Below are 19,649 nucleotides of genomic sequence, written 5' to 3'. Positions count from 1 at the left end.
CCTTTATACCATGATCAGACCCTATACCAGTGCCGATAAAAACAGCTTAATCCAGTTGCTGCGCCTTAATACGCCCGCTTACTTTGCGCCTACTGAAGAAGCAGACTTTTTTGTTTACCTGGCGGAGCGTGCCGAGCATTATTATGTTTATGAAGCTGATAGCGAAATCATAGGCTGTGGCGGGTATAATACGGGCTTTAATGCGGGTAGAACAGTATTCATCTCGTGGGACATCATTCACCCAAACTTCCAGGGGAAGGGCATCGGGAAAGCCTTGCTACGGTACAGAATAGACCGGATCAAAGAAAACCCTGCAGTGAACAAAATCGTCGTCCGGACCACGCAACATGTTTACCGGTTTTATCAAAAAGCAGGCTTTGAGTTACAGCGCGTGGAAGCAGACTATTGGGCAGATGGCTTCGACCTCTATTTTATGAGCAGGGCCGTTTAGCAGGGCTTACACAGCCACTGCCGCCATTCTTCAGGATTATGCCTTACGTGTCAGGTCGGGCCTGTGATCCAGTTGGGCCAGCCACCTGAACAAAGCACTCCTCAGTTTGTAAGCCAGGCCAATGAGGTATAACTTGTTGCGCAGTATACCATCCCCTTAAACCGTTCCTACATGCAGGAAACCCATCATACCGATAAACTATTTGAGAAAGTAAGCCAAGTGGGCAAAGTAATCGCGGGCCGTGAATTTGAGGCTTGCACCTTTCGTGACTGTGATTTTTCGGATAGTGATTTCTCCGGCAATGCGTTCATCGACTGCCGCTTTAAGGGGTGTAATCTGAGCATGATGCAATTGGCGCATACCGGCTTAAAGAATGTATCCTTCGCGAATTGTAAACTGCTCGGGGTTGACTTTGGCGCCTGCAGCGAATTCTTGTTTGAGGTGTCGTTTGACAATTGCATCCTGGATTTCACCTCCTTTATCAGGCGCAAGCTCCGGAAAATCACCTTCCAGGATTGCAGCATCAAAGAAGCGAACTTCACGCAAGCAGACTTAACCAGCACCACTTTTGCCCACTGCGACCTGACCCGTGCTATTTTCCAACAAGCTATTCTGGAGAAAACGGATTTCCGTACAGCCAGCCATTATTCGATTGACCCGGAAACGAACCGCATCAAAAAGGCTAAATTCTCGCTAAGCGGAGTTACCGGGCTGCTGGATAAATACGACATCTTAATTGATTGATTTGCACCCTGGCTATTGCAGCAACACAGCTTTTTAATCACGTCACCTATGCTGGATTGAAAACAGACACCTTACTTTTGAGGTATTGCGGATATAGGAAGAAAAAAGAGGAGCTGCACAACCACTCTTGAACAGGTATAAAACCTGGGTTTGTGAGTCGTAAATAAATATAGTGTTTGCACAGAAATTATAGTGAGGCCGCCGTATATTTCCCCAAAAACCAGCCTGTGATCAGAATAGTCGAACCTGAAGATATTGACGAGGTATATGCGCTGTGGCGCGAACTGCTGGATTTGCACCAGCCGCTTCACCCTATTTTCAGGTATAAACCCGATGCGGAAACAACCTTACGCAAAGAACTCCTGTTGCGCTTAAAATCTAAAAGCACCCGCTTTTTTGGGTATGTGCCCCAAGAGGAGTGGCAGGGTGTTATTGTGGCAACCCTCAGGGAGAGCGCCCCCGGCTTCCGGTTATCGCGCAAAGGCTACCTGGGCGAAACCATTGTGAAAGCAGATTTCCGTGGCAGGGGCATTGGAAACTTGCTGGTAGAAGCGGCAAAAAACTGGCTCCTGGACAACGGTGCCGACCACATTGAGCTGCAGGTGTCCGTAAAGAACGTAGCCGCCATCCGGTTTTGGGAACGACAAGGCTTTAGCCCTTCCACCCAACACATGGTACTGGACCTGTCGGCTGCCGCCAGAAAAAACGGCGGCTGAAACTGCCATACAATGCGACCATAAAACAAACTTACATGAAACTGCGCAATACGTTTGCAATCTACCTGTGCTGCCTGCTTTTAGCCGGCTGTGCTATTCTTACGCAATCCACCCACGACCTGGTGATTACCAACGCCAATGTGGTAGACGTCACCTCGGGGGAAGTGCTGACGGGCAAAACCCTGCTGATTGACGAGGGAGTGCTGACGGCTATAAAAGACACAAAGCCATCGAAAACCTATAAAGCGATTGTCTCTCTTGATGCACAGGGCAAGTACGTTATTCCGGGCCTTTGGGACAACCACATCCATTTGCGCGGCGGAGAAGCGTTGGAGGAGGAAAACAGGCAACTGCTCCCGCTCTACATTGCTAACGGCATCACCACAGTGCGGGACGCTGGCGGCGACCTGTACCCTGCCATACAAAAGTGGCGCAAGCAAATACAAGCCGGTGAACTCGTCGGCCCCCGCATCATTAGCGCTGGCCCTAAACTCGACGGCCCCAACCCGGTGTGGGAAGGCTCAATTGAGGTAGCTTCTGTAGCGGGTGTGCCTGCCGCTCTCGACTCGCTCCAAAGCCTGGGGGTAGACTTTGTTAAGATCTATGACAGCACGATTTCGGGAGAAGTGTTTCTGGCGATAGTAAAGCAGGCCGAAGCCCGCGGAATGATCACCTCCGGCCATATGCCTTTTACTATTGCCCTCGGCGACGCCATGGACCGCGGGCTGGACATAACAGAGCACTTGTACTATACTTTTAAAGCCGGCTCGGCACAGGAAGACAGCATTACAACCCAGGTGCGCAACAGCTCCTTCACCAACCAGCCCATCAGCTTTTACACGACCCTTGGTTGGCTTTACGACACCTACGACCCCGCCACGGCTAATCAATTTTTCAGCCGGATGGCGAAGTCCAACACAGCTGTGGTCCCTACGCTCCATATCAGCCAGGTGCTGAACAACCTGCAGCAGGAGAATCATAGCGCAGATGCCTACCTGGCTTATATCGGCAATGGCATTGAGCGAACCTATGCGCGCCGCTTTGACAGTGCCAAGCGACAGTCGGCGGAAACGGTGCAGTTTATGCGTAACCTCAATAGCAAGTTCCGCAGCATGTTGCCCGCCATGCAGGAGGCCGGCGTTACCATCCTGGCTGGTTCTGATGCAGGAGCCTATAACTCCTATGTATACCCCGGCTTGTCGCTGCACAAGGAGTTAGAGCAAATGGTGGAGGCCGGTCTTACTCCGCTACAAGCCCTCCAAACAGCTACCATCAACGGAGCCAAGGTGATGAAAAGAGACGCACAGTATGGCACGGTAGCAGAGGGGAAAGTAGCTGACCTGGTAATCCTTGATAAAAATCCGTTGGAAAACATCAGCCATACCCAACAGCTACATGCTGTGATAGTAGGAGGCAAAGTGTATACCGCCCAGCAACTGCAACAATTGCTGGAAAGCTTGAAGAATTAAGCGGGTGCATGTATACTTATGAATTGCAGGTATACTAACACAATTAAATTAATCAAGACGGTTTTACCTCGTTCTGCAGCGGCCGGCCTGCTTCAAAGTCGGTCAGGTTTTGCAGTGTGGTGGAGGCAATGCCCTGCAGGGCTTCCTGTGTAAAGAAAGCTTGGTGGCCAGTAATCAGCACATTGTTGAACGAAAGCAGCCGCATAAACACATCATCCTGAATCACTGACTCGGACTTGTCTTCAAAAAAAAGCGATGCCTCCTCTTCGTAAACATCCAGGCCCAGGTAACTGATCTTTTCGGTTTTCAGCGCACCAATCACTGCCCTGGTATCAATAAGGGCGCCCCGGCTGGTGTTAATGAGCATGACGCCCTGCTTCATTTTCTGCAGGGAAGCATTGTCGATGAGGTGTTTGGTTTCGGGCGTGAGCGGGCAGTGGAGCGAGATAATATCGGATTCGGCGAAAAGGGTGTCTAGTTCTACTCGGCGTACGCCTATTTCCGTGGCTTCCGGAACTACAGAGATATCATACCCCAGCACCTCGCACCCAAAGCCTTTCAGGATATCCGCCGTCACCAACCCAATTTTACCTAGGCCAATCAGACCGACTTTTTTGCCATGCAGGTCGAAGCCCATCAGTCCATTCAGTGCAAAGTTGCCTTCCTTCACCCGGTTATAGGCCCGATGCGTTTTCCGGTTCAGGGTCAGGATGAGCGCCAGGGTATGTTCTGCCACTGAGTAGGGCGAATAGGCCGGCACCCGTACTACCCTAATGTGCATTTCTGCCGCAGCCTTCAGGTCTACGTTGTTAAAACCGGCACAACGCAAGGCAATCACCTTTACGCCTTGCTGGGCCAGTACCTGCAGTACTTCTTTCCCCACTTGGTCGTTTACAAAAACGCACACAGCCTCATACCCTTTTGCCAGCATAGCAGTATGCGCGTTTAGTGGTACTTCCAGAAAATCCAGGTGATGACCGAAGGCGTCATTCGCCTCACTGAAGAATTGCTTGTCGTATTTTTTAGTGCTGAAGAAGGCTACTTTCATGCGCGATGGGTTGTTACGTGTTAGCGAGTGCTGTTGCGCATCAAACAAGTAGGTTGTTGTTGCAGCGCAGCCAGCTTGTTTGTTTAGACGAAGTCGGTTTTTAAAAGTGACATTATCTAGCTATTAAATGGTAATTAATTGCAAGATCAGGCACTTCCACCTATATTAGGATAACCTGATATTTCACCTGAACCATGACACAGAAAAGAGATACGTTGCTTGGCCATGTGGCGGCTTCGCCAGAGCTATACATCAACCTGTTGCAACAGCATCCAATCAAAACGAAGGGGAGTTACCAGACGCTGTATTATATCTTCATGCTCGCATTAGCTTTTGGCTACCCGATTTTATTTTGGGATGAGCTAGGCTGGGTATCATTGTGGATGCTCCTGGTTTTTCCCGTCAATGGTTACCAGATGTATATCCGTTCAACTGGCAAAGATCCCCTGGGCATTTTAGGGAAACGCTATTTACACTTGTCCGACCGGGAGTTTATTCTGAAAGACAAGGGCCACAAGAAGCCCATCGTGGTGCAGTGGCAGGAGGTAAAGAGTATGGATATCCGCTTGTTCCATGTGGTGCTGGGAATGAAGAGCGGGAAAAAGCGGGATATATCTTTGGAGAAGCTCTCGGATGAGAACCTGCAGCAGGTAAAGCATCGCTTAAATGTTATCAAGCATCAATATTCATTCCAGGGTATTGACGCCGCCAGTTAAGGAGCGCACAGCCTGCTAATCCCTTAACCAACAGCCTCCAGCTTACCGCTTTCCAGGTAGCGCAATCGCCCTAAATCTATTAACTCACGCATGACTTGCGTGACTGCTTCCAGGTGTTTAGGCTCAAATTCCTGCACCAGCTCTTTGGGCAGGCGTGCTTCCGTTTGCAACAGGGCCATTACTTGTCCTCTGAGTACCTCCTGCGCTTCGTGGTCACGTTCTTTTTTCCGCTCGGCCAGGCAGTAGTCGCAAATGCGGCAGCGTTTGTCTGTCACTTCCCCAAAGTAAGCCAGGAGCAATTGCGTGCGGCAGCGGGTTGAGCTGGTAGCGTAACGTGCCATTTCCTGGGCCTGGTGCAATGCCCGCTCCCGCATGGTGGCTAAATGCTTTGTGTTGAGCGGCAAGGCAGCAGCGCCTTCGCGGGGTTTCAGGAAAAGCAGTTGCGGCGCGTCGTGCTGCGGTTCGTAGGCAATTACCTGTAGCTTGTGCAGAAACTCTAGTTTTCGCCGCAGCTCCGTTTCAGAAATCTTCAGCTGCCCGGCCATTTTCCGCTCCGACAACTTCACGAAGTTTGTAAACGCCTCGCCTCCATACAGGCGCAGCACTAACCTGATAAAACGGTCGTGCTCCGGGTTGGCTAGCTGAAACTCGTAAAGGGTTAGGTTCTCCAGCAGAATCTGAAGCCGGGACGGCAGGTAGTAACTCTCACTCAACTGCAGATACCCCTCGCCCTCCAGGCGCTTGATGGCGTGATGCACCTGCAGCGGCTGCAGCTTGTAATGCTTTGCAAACGTAGCCAGTTCAAAATCGAAGCTGCTGAGCAAACCGCTGCCCACCGCCAGCTGGTAGTAATTGGCCAGGCACTGGTATACCCTCCGGATAAAGTCAGGTGCAGGGTGCGCCTCCTCTACTTTCTGGAGCAAATCCGCTGCATCGTTTGGCCCCACCAGCAACACGGCATAGGCATAGTGCTCATCCCGGCCGGCACGGCCCGCTTCCTGGTAATATGCCTCCAGGCTCTCCGGCAGGTCCATGTGCACTACCAGGCGCACGTCCGGTTTATCAATGCCCATGCCGAAGGCGTTGGTGGCCACCATCACCCGCACCTTGTCCTCTATCCAGCTTTGCTGCGCGGCGTTCCGCTCGGCAAACTTCAGGCCTGCATGATAGGGCGCCGCTGAGATACGGCGGCTTTGCAGGAATTTTGCTAATTCCACTGTTTGCCGGCGACTCCGCACATACACAATGCTCTGGCCGGGCATACGTTGCAAAATCTCCAATAGGCGGCCGGTTTTGTCTTCCGTGGCAAGGCAGGAGTAGGATAGATTCGTGCGGGCAAAGCTTTTCTGGAAGAGGTTAGGCCGCACAAAACGCAGTTTCTCCTGAATGTCCTGCTGCACAGCCGCTGTGGCGGTAGCCGTCAGGGCAACGACTGGCATAGTGGGCAGCGTGTCGCGAAGTTCGGCCAACTGCAGGTAAGGTGGCCGGAAATCATACCCCCACTGCGAGATACAGTGGGCTTCGTCTACGGCAAGCAGGCATACTTTCATCCGCTTTACCCGCTCCCGAAACAGATCCGTTAGCAGGCGTTCCGGCGAGAGGTACAGGAACTTTACATTCCCGTACACACAGTTGTCCAGCGCGATGTCAATCTCCCGCCGGCTCATACCGGCATAGATGGCAATGGCCGAGACACCTCTGCGGTTCAGCTGCGCCACCTGGTCCTTCATCAAGGCAATCAGTGGGGTGATGACCAGGCACAACCCTTCCATGGCCAGCGCAGGCACCTGGAAACAAACGGACTTTCCCCCACCGGTCGGCAAGAGCGCCAAGGTATCCTGCCCAGCCAAAACCGACCGGACAATATCTTCCTGCAAAGGCCTGAATTGCTCAAAGCCCCAATAGGTTTTCAGGATGTGGTGGATGTCTTGCAAGGCAGTCGCGCTATTATGCAGCGAAGATAAGGTATCTGCGCTCATGGCCCAAAGCTACACGCAAGTCTTGGTTGCGAAACTACCGGGGTAGCCTGAACGAAATGCCCGTGGTAATAAAGAAATCGGTTGCTATGTCGTTGAGTTGCTTGCCTACTGCTACATCCAGTTGCAAATTGGGCTTCAGCAGCCACAGCACTCCCACATCGGCAAAGTTAGCAGCTTGCTGACCTTTCGGCTTATCGTTTACCGCTTCGGCGTATACTGACAGGGCATCACTTACAGACGTACTCAAGGCAAGGATCACTTCCCTGACCGGGTCACCGCCTTCCCACCTATACCCGGCATTCAGCAACAGGCTTGTCTGAGGAATGATTTGCTTCGATGCTGCCACTGTGAAGGATGGTTCCGGGTTATCTGGAATTAGCGCGCGATTGCCAACGGGCAGTGTAAGTGCTCCCTTAAAAGCCAGCTCAGGGGTATAACGTTGCTCGTCCAGCAAGTGAGTAACAAGCCCCACCGCCAGCGGCCCCAAGCCGTTCACTTTTCGGCGGACTGCCCCTTCGCGCACCACCGAATCCTGCACACTCGCCGCTACTTGCAGCTCCAGCCATTGCAGCAAGCCTACCCGCACCAGCACATCCGGGTAGGTATGGGCCTTGATTTCCTCATTCGCCGGGGTGTCCTTGTAATAACTTATACCAGCCTCTACCTGCACGCTGCCTTGTGGCACCACATCTGAACCTTGTGAGAAATTAGGCCTGTTTGTACTAATTGGTTTGACCGCCACAGCATCGTCTTGCTGCGCCCAACATGCCGAAAACGGAAGTAAAAGCGCAGTAAGCAGCAGCAGGATACTCCAGGAAATAGCGAAGGAATTGTAGCGTGTCATGGGCTGCTAGGTTTGGTTGCCTAGTATACGCTTCACCATAAAAAAACGCCTGCCCCAATAAAAGGGGCAGGCGTTCTATACTGCTGCTATTCAGTGCAGCTTATGCCGCAGCCGACTGGCCGTCTTCGCGGTCTTCGATCACCTTCTTCAGCTTCTCGATGGCCTGCGCCGCACGCTCTTCATCGAAGCGGTTGATGTTGAGTAACATCTTCGTTTTCTCCTGACGCGTAATGGTCGGGTTATTCAATAAGCTGATGATCGTCTCCTTTTGCTTGGCCGAGGCATAGCGCACACTCGTGCTTTTCTCCTCTTCAGCGGCGGCGGCTGGGGCCGTATGGGTAGACGATTTCATGGTTACCTTTTTCTCGGTTGGCACAGCTGGCTTACCGTTTTGGTCATTGCCAGCATAATCCATTTCCTCTACCGGTGTAGGCTCATACCCTGCCGCCCGGATAATCCAGGCCAGGATGTTACGGTATGCTTTACCAATCGCCCTTGTCTGGGCCATCGAAGCAATGGCAAACTCCTGATAGTATTTTTTGCCTTGCTCGCGGTTAGAGCAAATGGCAAAGCCCGCTCCCACCACCTGCTGACTGCGCAGGTCCAGCAAATTCACTTTGGCCTGGTACTTCACTTCGTCATCAGTGCTGATATTCACCAAATGCTCTACCACCGGCAGGATGCCTAACCTGGAACCGGCATACTGCCAGCCCTCCACGTTCACATACTCCTTGCCTTGTATATTCTGATAAAGGCGGTTCTCCTTGATGAATTTTGCCAGATCGATTGCCAGATGAAGCGTCTCATCAGACTTTGCAATATCGTAGCTTTCAATCTTTGGTTTCTTTGCTGATTTAGTCTCTTTATTATCCTGATTCATACTCATTTAGCTTCCATAGTTTGATACATTCATTAAACAGAACGGCTACACAAATAGTGCAAAAAATAAAAGAAAACATGCATTACAACCCCCTGATAACCAAGTGGTTACAAACTATTTTCGAATTATTTTCCGGGCTATTCCGCTTCCTGTCCCTAAAAGCTAAAAGTTGAGGTGAAACGTAAAAAAATTATACGCAGATCTGTGGCAAAAGTATATGCCCTTACCCTGGCGGGTTATACGAAGAAGGGGTTTTAAACGCATCTGTAGCAGCTTCCTGCACAATCATACCGTCTTTCATTACCAGGGTGCGGTCTGCCATACCTGCCAGTTGCTCATTGTGCGTCACGATCACGAAGGTCTGGTTGAACTCATCGCGCAGCCTGAAAAAGATGTCGTGCAGTTCCTGCGCATTCTGCGAGTCGAGGTTACCGCTTGGCTCGTCGGCAAAAATGATACGGGGAGAATTGATCAGGGCGCGGGCCACGGCGGTGCGCTGCTGCTCGCCCCCAGACATTTCAGAGGGCTTGTGGTGCAGGCGATGCGACAGTCCGAGCATTTCCAGCAGCTTTGTGGCCTGTTCCTGTACTACTTTCTCTGGCCTGCCAGCCAAGAAGCCGGGCAGTGAGGCGTTTTCGAGCGCCGTGAATTCCGGCAGCAGGTTGTGGAACTGGAAGATAAAGCCGATATGCCGGTTGCGGAAACGGGCCATATCCGAGGCGTTCATCTTGGCGATGTTCTTGCCATCAAAGTACACCTCGCCCGAGTCGGTGGTATCGAGCGTACCCAGGATGTGCAGCAAGGTGCTTTTACCGGCACCGGATGCGCCTACGATAGACACTACCTCGCCAGCGGAAATAGATAAGTTAATGCCTTTCAGCACTTCCAGCGAACCGTACTTTTTATAGATATTCGAAACCTCCAGCACTTCTCAGATAAATTTAGTGGCTATTGTATACTGGCAATATTCCTGCCATAGCAACAAATATAAGGATATTTGTTGCTTACCCGTTATGCTGCTTCCCAGAAGGGTCTCAGCTTTATTCAACCCCTGCTACGCTATACCTGCTCCTCCTCAACTGCCTTTGCCTCCAGCACATCTTTGATGTAAAGTTCCTGCACCACTACCATCAGCACGGCCAGCAACGGGGCTGCCAGCAGCAAGCCCAGCGCGCCCTGCAGGATACCCAGCAACACCTGGAAAAACAAGAGCAGCGCAGGTGGCAGGTCCACGGTTTTCTGGAAGATAATGGGAGTGATCAAATAGCTTTCCACCATCTGAATGCCGCCATAGATCAGCAGCACGTAAACTGCCATTTGCGGGCCAACGGTCAGGGAAATCAGAATGGCCGGCACCCCCGCAATCCATGGCCCCACATTCGGGATAAAAGCGAGGAAAAAAGCGAGCAGCGCCAGGGCATACGCCAACGGGAGCCCGATCATACGATAGCCGATGGCCGTAGTGACCCCTACGATTACCATAGCCGCCAACATCCCGAGCAGCCACATGCGCAGCGTTTTGTAGCACATCCCCAACACTTGAATCAAACGGGAGCGGTGCCGCACCGGGAACAGCTTGGTAAAGCCCACCGTGTAGATTTTAGGGTCTGAGGCCAGGAACAAAGCCGTGATCAGAACAATGCCCAGGTCTGCCAGAAAACTGAGGGTAGATGAGAAAACGCCCGTCAGGTTGGATACCAGCGCCTTCTGTTTTGGGATAGCCTTGCTCAGGTCTTCGGGCACTTGCTCAATCAGTTGCTGGCCCCAGCCATAATTTCGTAACCAGTCCTCTACCTTCGAGATTGCTTCTGGTAGCGCCTGCTGCATTTCCTGTACTTGCGTCCCTACGGTAGGCGCAATCAGCCAGAACATGCCCACAATCACCCCGAAGAAAAGCAGCGCCGCTAGTAATACACCCAATCCGCGCTTCAGCTTTAAATTAGCCTCCAGCCAATCGGTGATGCCACAGAGCAGCACCGCCAGTAGAACAGCAGAGAAAACCAGGAGAAAAAAATAGATATACTGCCCTATCAAATAAAAACCCGCCAAGAGCAGCAGGCTGATAAAAGCGGCGAGGGCAACACGCTTGGAATAACTATAAATTTCAGGCATATCTCAATTTGAAGGGCTAGGATTATTTAGTTGTCCCTGTTTACTAGCTTTGGCCGATATGCGTTACAAACCTCTTTGTTAGGGTTAAAATATCACTTCATCACCTCCACGCTGGTGGTGGTCCCTTTTTTCCTCCTATTCCCGTCGTCTGTTGCACTGGTCAGGCTGTCTTCTCCGTCCCCGCCTTTTATGGCGATTCTAAACTTGTTTTTTCCCTGACCAAGTACCACAAACACATCATTGCCTCCCAACCCCCGTAACGTAATTTCCTCTGTTTCAGGGTACCGGAATGTCCTTTGGTAGAGCACGGCCCCATCGGCAACTGACTGAACCTTTATAGCCACTTGCCGCTCGTTTATACCTGTTATCTCGAAACGCTCCGGGTCGTCTGTTCCCTTAATTTCTACCTCCTCAGCCAATACCCTGTAGAACGTGCCGGTGGCTTCATCCAGGGCATCTCGTCGGCTTTTCAGCTTCAGGGCCAGCGTAGGGCCATACTCCTGGTACACCGCCGCAGGCAATCTTCTGACAGCCGCTTCGATGACCTGGTCTGTCAGGTGATGCTGCATCTCGCGGGCCAGCGAGTCGAACTGCTGCGCCGTTACTCCCGGCAAGATGCCCGCATCCAACTCCTCAGACTTCAGCATGAGCCCCTTCACATCGTGGTAGTTGCCATGGAAGGATACGAACTTGCGCTGCGCCCACTTGCGGCTAAAGAGCCAGGACAGCAAGCCGTCATCATACATAAAAAAGGCATTGTCCCTGTCTTTGGGGAGCGGACGGTACACATGCCTGTTTCCTTCCCTGAACACAGCCCATTCCCACTGGTCTTCGTGCCTGTCGCGGTCTCCGATAAGCAAGTCCAGGAGCCTGGCCTTGGCATAGGCCATTGGGTCCACCACGTGGCTGTTATGGGCGTTCGTGCGCTTAAACATCTCCTTTGTGCCCACGATGGTATAAGCCGCCGCCAGGTTCCCGCGCAAGGCACGCGCGTCACTGTACTTCTCTTCCAGGGTATACAGCCTGCCGCTCAACAGCTCCTTGTGATGCTGCAGGGCGGTATCGTTGGGTATTACATAATAGAGCACGGGATTGGCGTGGGGGACTCCTACGGCTTCAGAAAGTGGCGCCACCACCAAGGGCGCATAGGGTTGCAGCGAAGCCGTCTGGTCAAGTACCAAATCTGCGATGAAGGTATGGCGGAGCACAGCCGGCAGGCTTAGTTCGGGCCGCTTATCAACGGTGCGCAAGGCGTAAGTCATCCCATTGCTACTGACCAAAGTAGCGCTGATGGTCTGCATCCCTCCGCCTATTTTCTCTACGCTTAGTCCGCCCTTCACCGTATCCAGCCGCAAAATCGGGACTGTGACGGGAGTTGCCCAAGAAGAGCGGTGGCGCGCTCCCCACAGTAGTTCGTAAAAGGAGCTTCGCTTGTAATGGCTGCCTGCCTGCACCGTAACGCTGTCAATAGAATTGGGTGCCGTCAGCAGTTTATGGTACTCAGCGGGGCTGGTTACCTGGGTATCCGCGTAGAAGTTCTTCTTCCCGCAACTGCAGCAAAGCAACAGAAAGGGAACCAACAAAAGGTAGCGCGTCAAAAGGGTTTTATTCGGGATTGGCTGCATGGTACATGCTTAACGCTTCCGTGCAAAAAAGTTTACATTTACCCAGCTCGAAGCCGCCTGAGAGGGTATGGCGGGCACATGATGGGCTGCCTAAGTTACCTGGCAGGGTATACCTAATTCACAGATTGACCGTATGGGCAGGAAGCACTGGCTCGGTTTTGCCCGAAAGCCCAAAGTTGCTGGATTGACTGGCGTACGGGTTTTGAGCCCCGTAATTTTCAGCCATACACACACGAGCAGTTGCCGGGATGCCAGAAAAGCAAGTGATCATTAACAAGCAGAAAACCATACCGCGCACATATTAGGCCAACACTTTATTTGCCCAAGCTTTACTTGAATCTAAGGGAATAAAGGCTTAATTTCGTGCGTCCATTAAAACTGAAAGCATGAACATACACGAATATCAGGCTAAAGAAATTTTAAAAAGCTACGGAGTACGTATCCAGGAGGGTATCGTGGCTGAGACGCCAGACCAGGCTGTTAAAGCTGCCATGAAGCTTACCGAAGAAACCGGTACTAGCTGGCATGTTATCAAGGCTCAGATCCATGCGGGTGGCCGTGGTAAGGGAGGCGGCGTGAAGCTGGCCAAAAACCTGGACCAGGTAAAGCAAGTTGCTGATGACATTCTGGGCATGACCCTGGTAACACACCAGACAGGCCCTGAGGGCAAGCTGGTACAGAAAGTACTGGTAGCGCAAGACGTATATTACCCTGGCGACTCAGAGCCAAAGGAATTCTACCTGAGCATCCTGCTGGACCGCGCGAAAGGCCGTAACGTGATCATGGCTTCTACCGAGGGTGGTATGGACATTGAAGAGGTGGCAGAAAAGTCTCCTGAGAAAATCATCAAGGAGTGGATCGATCCGGCTGTTGGCCTACAGGGCTTCCAGGCGCGTAAGATCGCTTTCGCTTTCGGCTTAGAGGGTGAGGCTTTCAAAGAAATGGTGAAGTTTGTTTCTAACCTGTACAAGGCATTTATCGAAACCGACTCTTCCATGTTCGAGATCAACCCGGTACTGAAGACGTCAGACAACAAGATTCTGGCCGTTGACGCTAAAGTTGACCTGGATGATAACGCCCTGTTCCGCCACAAGGACCTGGCTGCGCTGCGCGACACATCAGAGGAAGATCCTTTGGAGGTAGAGGCAAGCGAGTCTAACCTGAACTATGTGAAGCTGGACGGCAACGTGGGCTGTATGGTGAACGGTGCTGGCTTGGCCATGGCAACCATGGACATCATCAAGCTTTCCGGCGGTGATCCTGCTAACTTCCTGGACGTAGGGGGTGGGGCCAACGCGCAGACTGTTGAGGCTGGTTTCCGCCTTATCCTGAAAGACCCAAACGTAAAGGCCATCCTGATCAACATCTTCGGCGGTATCGTACGTTGCGACCGTGTTGCCAACGGTGTGGTAGAGGCTTACAAAAACATCGGCGACATCCGTGTGCCGATCATCGTTCGTCTGCAGGGAACAAATGCTGAGGAAGGCGCTAAGATCATTGATGAGTCTGGCCTGAAGGTTTACTCAGCCGTGGCGCTGAAAGAAGCTGCAGAGAAAGTAAAGCAAGTATTGGCTGAGGTGAAATAATCCCTCTCCCATTCGTATAAAACAGAACAGGCTGCCCATATGGGCAGCCTGTTCTGTTTTATACGAATTTGCTAAGTCAAGTTAAAATCCTTCACGCGAATTTCAAGTCTTTCACTCTAAAAGCTTAAACCACTTCCAGTTCTACGTTTATATTGCCGCGCGTGCCCACCGAGTAGGGGCAGATCTGGTGCGCCTCGTCCACCATTTGCCTGGCTTTTTCGCCATCCACCCCTTTCAGGTCTACGGCTAACTTTACGCCCAGGCTATAACCGCCTTCGTCGTTCTTCAGAAGATCCACGTGTGCTGTTACTGTGGACTCCGGGTCGAGGCGCTCCTTGTGATTACCGGCCACAACCAGTAAGGCACTTTGGAAGCAGGATGCATACCCTGCCGCAAACAGCTGCTCCGGGTTACTTTTACCCTTCGCTCCCCCTAACCCTTCGGGTACGGACAGCTCCATATCGATTACACCATCCGATGATGTTACACGTCCTTTTCGACCTCCTGTGGCAGTAACTTCTGCCGTATACAATTTCTCCATAGCACTTTAATTTTGTTGTTTCATAGGTATAGTTTAGCTAACTCCCGAGCAGGCCGGAATGTTCTAAAGATTTAGCGGGGGCAGGTATAACGGTGCGTTCATGAAGCATGAAGCGGTGCGCGTAGCACCGGATTTAAAGCACTTGTAGATGCCTTAATTCCATAATTGGCTTGCTGCTTCATCCAACTGAACACCCAACGACTGATGGGCTTCCAGCTCCTCTACTACCAATGCCGCCAGGCTTACCAGCATGTCGCGGTCATCGGCGGAGAACTTGCGAGGCAGCATATCCACGATCATCAAAACCCCTATTTTATAGCCATCAGGTGTGAACAGTGGCGCTCCGGCGTAAAACTGCACGCCCAGGTTGCCGTGTACTGCCGGGTTTGATAGCAGGCATGGTTCGTCGCGCGCGCTCTCGAACACCAGCACCGCGTCCTGCTCAATGGCCATCGAACAAAGGCTTATCTCCCGGGCAGAGCTATATAAGTCACCTAAACCGTGGTTAGCAACCGTTAACACCTCTGTGTTGTCCACAAAGTTTACCAAGGCGATCGGCACATTAAAAATATGCGCTGCCATGCGGGCGATGTGCTGGAAGGTGCCAGACTGCTTGTAATAAGGCGTGGCCCGGTAGCTGTGCAATTTCGCCAGCCGCTGCTCCTCGGGGGAGAGACAGGATTGAGTATTTAATAACATAAAATGGGTCAGTTCTGAGGTAAGAAAATCAAAAACTTCGTACCGATGCCAGTATGGCTTACCACTTCTATGTGGCCGCCCATCGCCTCTACGTGTGCCTTAACCAGATACAGGCCAATGCCTTTCCCCTTCCTGTCCTTATGAAACCGTTTGTACAGTTTAAAGACATGGTTGCTGGCCTGTTTCATGTTAAAGCCAGAGCCATTGTCTTCAAAAGAGAGTAACACGCCCTTTGCAGTATGGCTCAGGCTCCGCACAAGCACTTTCAGTACGCGCTCCTCAGCCCTGTACTTGATCGCGTTGGAAAGCAGGTTGTAAAAAATACTGTAGAGGTACGCCTTGTTCCCTCGCAGCATAAGCCCTGGCTCCAGATCATTGTGCAAATGCCCTCCACTTTCCAGCAATGGCCCCTGCAGTGCGCATAGGGCTTGTTGCAAAACGGCGTTTAAATCTATCTCTTCCTGCACCAGGTCTACTTTGCTGTCCTGTAGAGTTAGGATCGTGTTGATGTCCCGGAGCACGGTGTCAAGCGTGCCCATGCTCAGCTTTAGGTTGGCTACCGCTTTGTCGTAGACCTCCGAATGTTTGTCGAGTTTAGTGAGCAGGTTCGTAAGCCCGATTGCGTTGGCAACCGGCAGCCGCAGGTTGTGCGACACGATGTAAGTAAACTGCTGGAGAGCGTTGTTCTGTCGGAACAGGTCTTTGGCTAGCTTGCTCAGCTCCAGCTCAGATTCCTTCAGCGATGTGATGTCCGTCTGCACTTCCACGAAACGGGAGATTTCGCCTGCTTCATCAAAAACAGCGTTTATCTCCACCGACAGCCATACCTCCTCACCGCTTTTGTTACTGTTCAGCGTTTCCAGAGAAATGGCTTCTCCGTGCCTGAGCTTTTCCTGCAGCGCGGTAAAAGCCATTCTGTCTGTTTGGTGGTTATGCAACAGATCTGATGGGCTCTTGCCCAGGGCCTCCTCCATCGAATAGCCAAGCAGGCGCGTAAAACCTTCGTTCACCCACTCTATCTTATAATGCTTGTCGGCTATAATAACGCTGTTATTTGTTTTGCTAGCCACTAATGACAGCTTTTCCAGCTCCTGTTTTGCCCTGACACGCGCTGTGATATCGGAGAAGTACACAGACAAACCTTCGGAGGATGGGAAAGCCTTAACCTCTACCCACATGTTGCCCGGGCTATAGTAGGCCTCGAAATGCACCGATTTATCAGTCTGGGCAGCGGCGTAGTACTCCTGGTAAAACTTCCCGTGAATCTCTTCCGGGAAAACCTCCCAGATGTTTTTGCCGATGTGATAAGCCCGGTCCAGGTTCAGGAGCCTCTGTGCTTCGCTGTTGATGTAAGTGAAGTTCCAGTTCTTATCCAGCAGGTAAAGCGCGTCTGTGATACTTTCAAATACCGTGTTTAGTTTCCAGGCCTGCTGCTGTATAACTTCGTACGAGCGAAAAATAGGCGTGATGTCCTTCGCGACGGTCTGCACATACACCACTTTGCCGGCTGTTACTATGGGGTGTTTGATGACGTCAAAATACTTCATCTCCCCGTTGATCTCCTGTTTCAGATCGAAGCGCATTTCACTCCCCTGCAAGGCAAAACAAAGGTATTGGCTGTTTAGGTTAGCCATCTCAGGCGCTAAAAACGTTGCCGCGGTCTGCCTGATTACCTGCAGCTTGTTTATTCCGAAGGTATCGAGCAGGCTTTGGTTCGCATCCGTCACCAGCCCCATGGAGTCTTCGAAAAAGATAAGGTTAGGGCTGTTGTTAAACAGGGCTTGGTAACGCTGTTCCTGTACATCGGCCGGAACGTGCGCAGGCACTTGCTGCATAGCACAAAAGAATGTGCGATTTGCCTGGTCCCATACCCCCGACCACTCCAGCAGTACCTTTCCACCACCCTGGCGCCGGAAATAGCTTCTTAGGCCAGGCGAATTAATGCCTTGCTGCAGATGATGTATAGCAGTTTTGGCAGCAGGGCCGCTATCCGACAGCAGCATATCTGTAAAATTCCGACCTGCCAGCATGCTGCTTTCAAAGCCTAGTATACTTTTGCAAGCATTACTGGCCTTTATACAGGTCCCTCCCTGGTCGAATAAGCAAAATAGAATCGGTAATGCGTTAAGGTTCTCCCACATTATTGAGTTCTGTTCGATTTCCATATCAATGGCTCAAAAATTAAAACACAACTCTTTGTGCAGCAAATATAGTTAAACCATTGAGATTGCAATAATTCTACCCTATTCACTTAAATCGCTCCTAAACAGAGCCATTAATATAATTTTAACTACATGAGCTTATACCTAAAACATGATACACCTCATCAAATTACAATATCTGTCATCTTATGTTATATAACACTCTACCCGAAAGGCCCATTTATTTAAATTTATTTTTTTAAATGAATAAGGTGCTACCTCCTTAGCTCTCCCGGGCCATGCTTCTGGCTAACATCCAAGCAGGTGCGCTACTCCTTTAGGCCCTGTTACAGAACCCGATCAAACCTTTAGGCCAGGTATGACCAGTGGTCTTTTGGGGCTATTTCTGTATCAATGACCTGGTATGGGTGAGGCGTATGAAAATAACTTGAGGCGTTTCACATAAGCAACCAACTGTAACAGAACCAACTGTGGAGTTTCGCACTCAGCGGGCAGTAAAATTTAGGGTATAATTTTTTCTTTTATCAACTTAGTTCCTATTTTTGCAGCACTTGCACCCGTAGTTCAACTGGATAGAATATCGGATTTCGGCTCCGAGGGTTAGGGGTTCGAATCCTCTCGGGTGCACCAGCCAAGAAAGCCTTGTTTTGACACAGGGCTTTCCCCAGCTGGCTCAAGTTCGGGGTGTAGCGTAGCCCGGTATCGCGCCACATTTGGGATGTGGAGGTCGTAGGTTCGAATCCTGCCACCCCGACTTTAAAAGCCTTGTCAGTTTATGCTGGCGAGGCTTTTTTGCTTCTGGTTAACTTAACATCAGATGTTCCTCCAAGAATTGCTTCAGTAACCTGTTGTTCTATTTTCAGTTTACTGCTCGTGACTTGTGGCTAATCTGGCGGGAACAGTTAACGATAAGAATAGCCGCCACCCGAAACTCATCCATACAATTAGCTTTTGTTAATTCTGATGGGACTTTAAAGGCGCAAGAACATGAAAGACGCTCTCCGTCCTGGCTGTTGTCAGTCGAAGTAAAACAACACATCCCGAGCAACCCCAATCTCTCTAGAGATTAAAGTAAATGGAAGGCGGGTATACACGTTTATTCTAAACTTTAAGCCAAGCTAAAACACTGAGTCAACCATAACTTAACCGGCTATCCAACTCCAACAGCAAGCCATACCCAACCCCATCCTTGCTTAGCGCCCGGAGGCCATACCTGCCGTTTTGCCTTGCTTGATCAGGTACTTGCCCAGGTCCAGCTTCTTCGTGTCCCGGATGCCTTCTGCTAGCACCGCTGCGTTTACCTTGGCCCCCGCCTCGATGGTATGGGTATGGTCCTTGGTGTTAAAGTAGGCGCTCCTCACTTTCGCCTCCCCCTCCTGCTCGTAACGGTCTGCGATGCGTTGGTTCAGGTCGATAAAAAAAACGTTTTCCTGCTGCGCAGCTTCGGCGGCCCACTTGCCATAGTCCGCGCTGTTGCGGTTGGCTTTGCCGTTTTCCCATACATTGCGCGGCACGGGTGTCAGGATAAGAGGGGTCGCCCCCTTGGCCTTGATCTCGGAGATATACTGGCGCAGGTACCAGCCATAGGAGTGCACCACTTCGTGTTTTTTGGTGATGAGGTTGTCTATCTCCACGGCTTCGTCGGAATTGTTTTTGAGGGTGCCGCGTGCGCGCAGCGTGTCGTTGACGGGGCTGCTGTCGTTGTGGCCAAACTGTATCAGCACATAATCTCCGGGCTGGATGTTGGGCAGCACTTTGTTCCAGTGGCCCTGTGTCCGGAACGTGCGGCTGCTGGTCCCGCCAAGGGCATGGTTTTCCACGTTTATCCGGGCGGTGTCGAAATGCGGGGCCAGGAAGTCGCCCCATCCCCACAAGCCTCCGTCTCCCCTGCCCTGACCGTTCTTCACGGTAGAGTCGCCGATCAGGTACAAAGTGGGCTTGGGCTGGTTGCCCTTGAGCGCCACACAGGAAGCTGAAAAAAAGACGAGCACGAGAGCCAGATAGGTATAGTTGCTTTTGAAAGGGGTATAGAATGCCATAGGTAGAAAATTGATGAGATCGAAGTTAAATTACCATG

General features: G+C 51.3%; 17 protein-coding genes and 2 tRNA genes. 8 read left to right on the top strand and 11 right to left on the bottom strand.

The features are described from left to right. Positions 1 to 10 precede the first annotated feature (10 nt). The 4 genes from ACXYMU_RS05730 to ACXYMU_RS05715 all read left to right on the top strand — a co-directional run bounded on the left by ACXYMU_RS05730 (position 11) and on the right by ACXYMU_RS05715 (position 3,380). A complete protein-coding gene (locus ACXYMU_RS05730) occupies positions 11 to 451 on the top strand; it encodes a GNAT family N-acetyltransferase (protein ID WP_458985402.1) in 441 nt (146 codons plus the stop codon). A 171-nt stretch (positions 452 to 622) separates the two neighbouring features. Further along, positions 623 to 1,195, top strand: coding sequence for a pentapeptide repeat-containing protein (locus ACXYMU_RS05725; protein ID WP_458985401.1), 573 nt, complete (start codon positions 623 to 625; stop codon positions 1,193 to 1,195). Between the two features lie 227 nt (positions 1,196 to 1,422). Further along, on the top strand, positions 1,423 to 1,911 hold the full coding sequence (locus ACXYMU_RS05720) for a GNAT family N-acetyltransferase (RefSeq protein WP_458985400.1): 489 nt from the start codon (positions 1,423 to 1,425) through the stop codon (positions 1,909 to 1,911). A gap of 35 nt (positions 1,912 to 1,946) precedes the next feature. After that, positions 1,947 to 3,380: an amidohydrolase family protein gene (locus ACXYMU_RS05715; protein WP_458985399.1), complete on the top strand. Its 1,434-nt coding sequence runs from the start codon at positions 1,947 to 1,949 to the stop codon at positions 3,378 to 3,380. Between the two features lie 52 nt (positions 3,381 to 3,432). On the opposite strand, the gene ACXYMU_RS05710 is transcribed toward ACXYMU_RS05715, so the two are convergent. Beyond that, a complete protein-coding gene (locus ACXYMU_RS05710; RefSeq protein ID WP_458985398.1) occupies positions 3,433 to 4,428 on the bottom strand; it encodes a 2-hydroxyacid dehydrogenase in 996 nt (331 codons plus the stop codon). 194 nt (positions 4,429 to 4,622) lie between these two features. Here ACXYMU_RS05710 and ACXYMU_RS05705 point away from each other — a divergent pair, with 194 nt between their 5' ends. Next, complete coding sequence (locus ACXYMU_RS05705; RefSeq protein WP_458985397.1) at positions 4,623 to 5,144, top strand: hypothetical protein; 522 nt, start codon at positions 4,623 to 4,625, stop codon at positions 5,142 to 5,144. 23 nt (positions 5,145 to 5,167) lie between these two features. On the opposite strand, the gene ACXYMU_RS05700 is transcribed toward ACXYMU_RS05705, so the two are convergent. The 6 genes from ACXYMU_RS05700 to ACXYMU_RS05675 all read right to left on the bottom strand — a co-directional run bounded on the left by ACXYMU_RS05700 (position 5,168) and on the right by ACXYMU_RS05675 (position 12,584). Next, positions 5,168 to 7,123, bottom strand: a complete 1,956-nt coding sequence (locus ACXYMU_RS05700; protein WP_458985396.1) for a RecQ family ATP-dependent DNA helicase — start codon at positions 7,121 to 7,123, stop codon at positions 5,168 to 5,170. Between the two features lie 34 nt (positions 7,124 to 7,157). Next, positions 7,158 to 7,967: a transporter gene (locus ACXYMU_RS05695; protein WP_458985395.1), complete on the bottom strand. Its 810-nt coding sequence runs from the start codon at positions 7,965 to 7,967 to the stop codon at positions 7,158 to 7,160. A 100-nt stretch (positions 7,968 to 8,067) separates the two neighbouring features. After that, positions 8,068 to 8,847 carry a hypothetical protein gene (locus ACXYMU_RS05690; protein WP_458985394.1) on the bottom strand — a complete coding sequence of 260 codons (780 nt, stop codon included), beginning with the start codon at positions 8,845 to 8,847 and terminating at the stop codon, positions 8,068 to 8,070. 223 nt (positions 8,848 to 9,070) lie between these two features. After that, positions 9,071 to 9,775: an ABC transporter ATP-binding protein gene (locus tag ACXYMU_RS05685; protein ID WP_458985393.1), complete on the bottom strand. Its 705-nt coding sequence runs from the start codon at positions 9,773 to 9,775 to the stop codon at positions 9,071 to 9,073. Between the two features lie 131 nt (positions 9,776 to 9,906). Further along, positions 9,907 to 10,959: an AI-2E family transporter gene (locus tag ACXYMU_RS05680; RefSeq protein WP_458985392.1), complete on the bottom strand. Its 1,053-nt coding sequence runs from the start codon at positions 10,957 to 10,959 to the stop codon at positions 9,907 to 9,909. A 92-nt stretch (positions 10,960 to 11,051) separates the two neighbouring features. Beyond that, entirely contained in the window at positions 11,052 to 12,584 is a 1,533-nt protein-coding gene (locus ACXYMU_RS05675) for a hypothetical protein (RefSeq protein ID WP_458985391.1), read from the bottom strand. Between the two features lie 386 nt (positions 12,585 to 12,970). Here ACXYMU_RS05675 and sucC point away from each other — a divergent pair, with 386 nt between their 5' ends. Continuing rightward, a complete protein-coding gene (sucC, locus tag ACXYMU_RS05670; protein ID WP_458985390.1) occupies positions 12,971 to 14,170 on the top strand; it encodes an ADP-forming succinate--CoA ligase subunit beta in 1,200 nt (399 codons plus the stop codon). Between the two features lie 124 nt (positions 14,171 to 14,294). Here sucC and ACXYMU_RS05665 read toward each other — a convergent pair whose 3' ends face one another. The 3 genes from ACXYMU_RS05665 to ACXYMU_RS05655 all read right to left on the bottom strand — a co-directional run bounded on the left by ACXYMU_RS05665 (position 14,295) and on the right by ACXYMU_RS05655 (position 17,413). Beyond that, positions 14,295 to 14,711: an organic hydroperoxide resistance protein gene (locus tag ACXYMU_RS05665; protein ID WP_458985389.1), complete on the bottom strand. Its 417-nt coding sequence runs from the start codon at positions 14,709 to 14,711 to the stop codon at positions 14,295 to 14,297. Positions 14,712 to 14,864: 153 nt separating this feature from the next. Further along, positions 14,865 to 15,410: a GAF domain-containing protein gene (locus ACXYMU_RS05660; RefSeq protein ID WP_458985388.1), complete on the bottom strand. Its 546-nt coding sequence runs from the start codon at positions 15,408 to 15,410 to the stop codon at positions 14,865 to 14,867. A gap of 8 nt (positions 15,411 to 15,418) precedes the next feature. Next, positions 15,419 to 17,413, bottom strand: coding sequence for a PAS domain-containing sensor histidine kinase (locus ACXYMU_RS05655; protein WP_458985387.1), 1,995 nt, complete (start codon positions 17,411 to 17,413; stop codon positions 15,419 to 15,421). 712 nt (positions 17,414 to 18,125) lie between these two features. Between ACXYMU_RS05655 and ACXYMU_RS05650 the strand changes: the two genes are divergently transcribed. Together ACXYMU_RS05650 and ACXYMU_RS05645 are read left to right on the top strand one after the other, a co-directional pair. Continuing rightward, positions 18,126 to 18,202, top strand: a tRNA-Arg gene (locus ACXYMU_RS05650). Between the two features lie 50 nt (positions 18,203 to 18,252). Then, a tRNA-Pro gene (locus ACXYMU_RS05645) sits at positions 18,253 to 18,326 on the top strand. A gap of 439 nt (positions 18,327 to 18,765) precedes the next feature. On the opposite strand, the gene ACXYMU_RS05640 is transcribed toward ACXYMU_RS05645, so the two are convergent. Next, positions 18,766 to 19,611 carry a rhamnogalacturonan acetylesterase gene (locus ACXYMU_RS05640; protein ID WP_458985386.1) on the bottom strand — a complete coding sequence of 282 codons (846 nt, stop codon included), beginning with the start codon at positions 19,609 to 19,611 and terminating at the stop codon, positions 18,766 to 18,768. Between the last annotated feature and the right edge of the window lie 38 nt (positions 19,612 to 19,649).

This window comes from Pontibacter sp. CAU 1760 (assembly GCF_054482735.1).
This window is presented reverse-complemented; position numbering and strand designations above follow the sequence as displayed.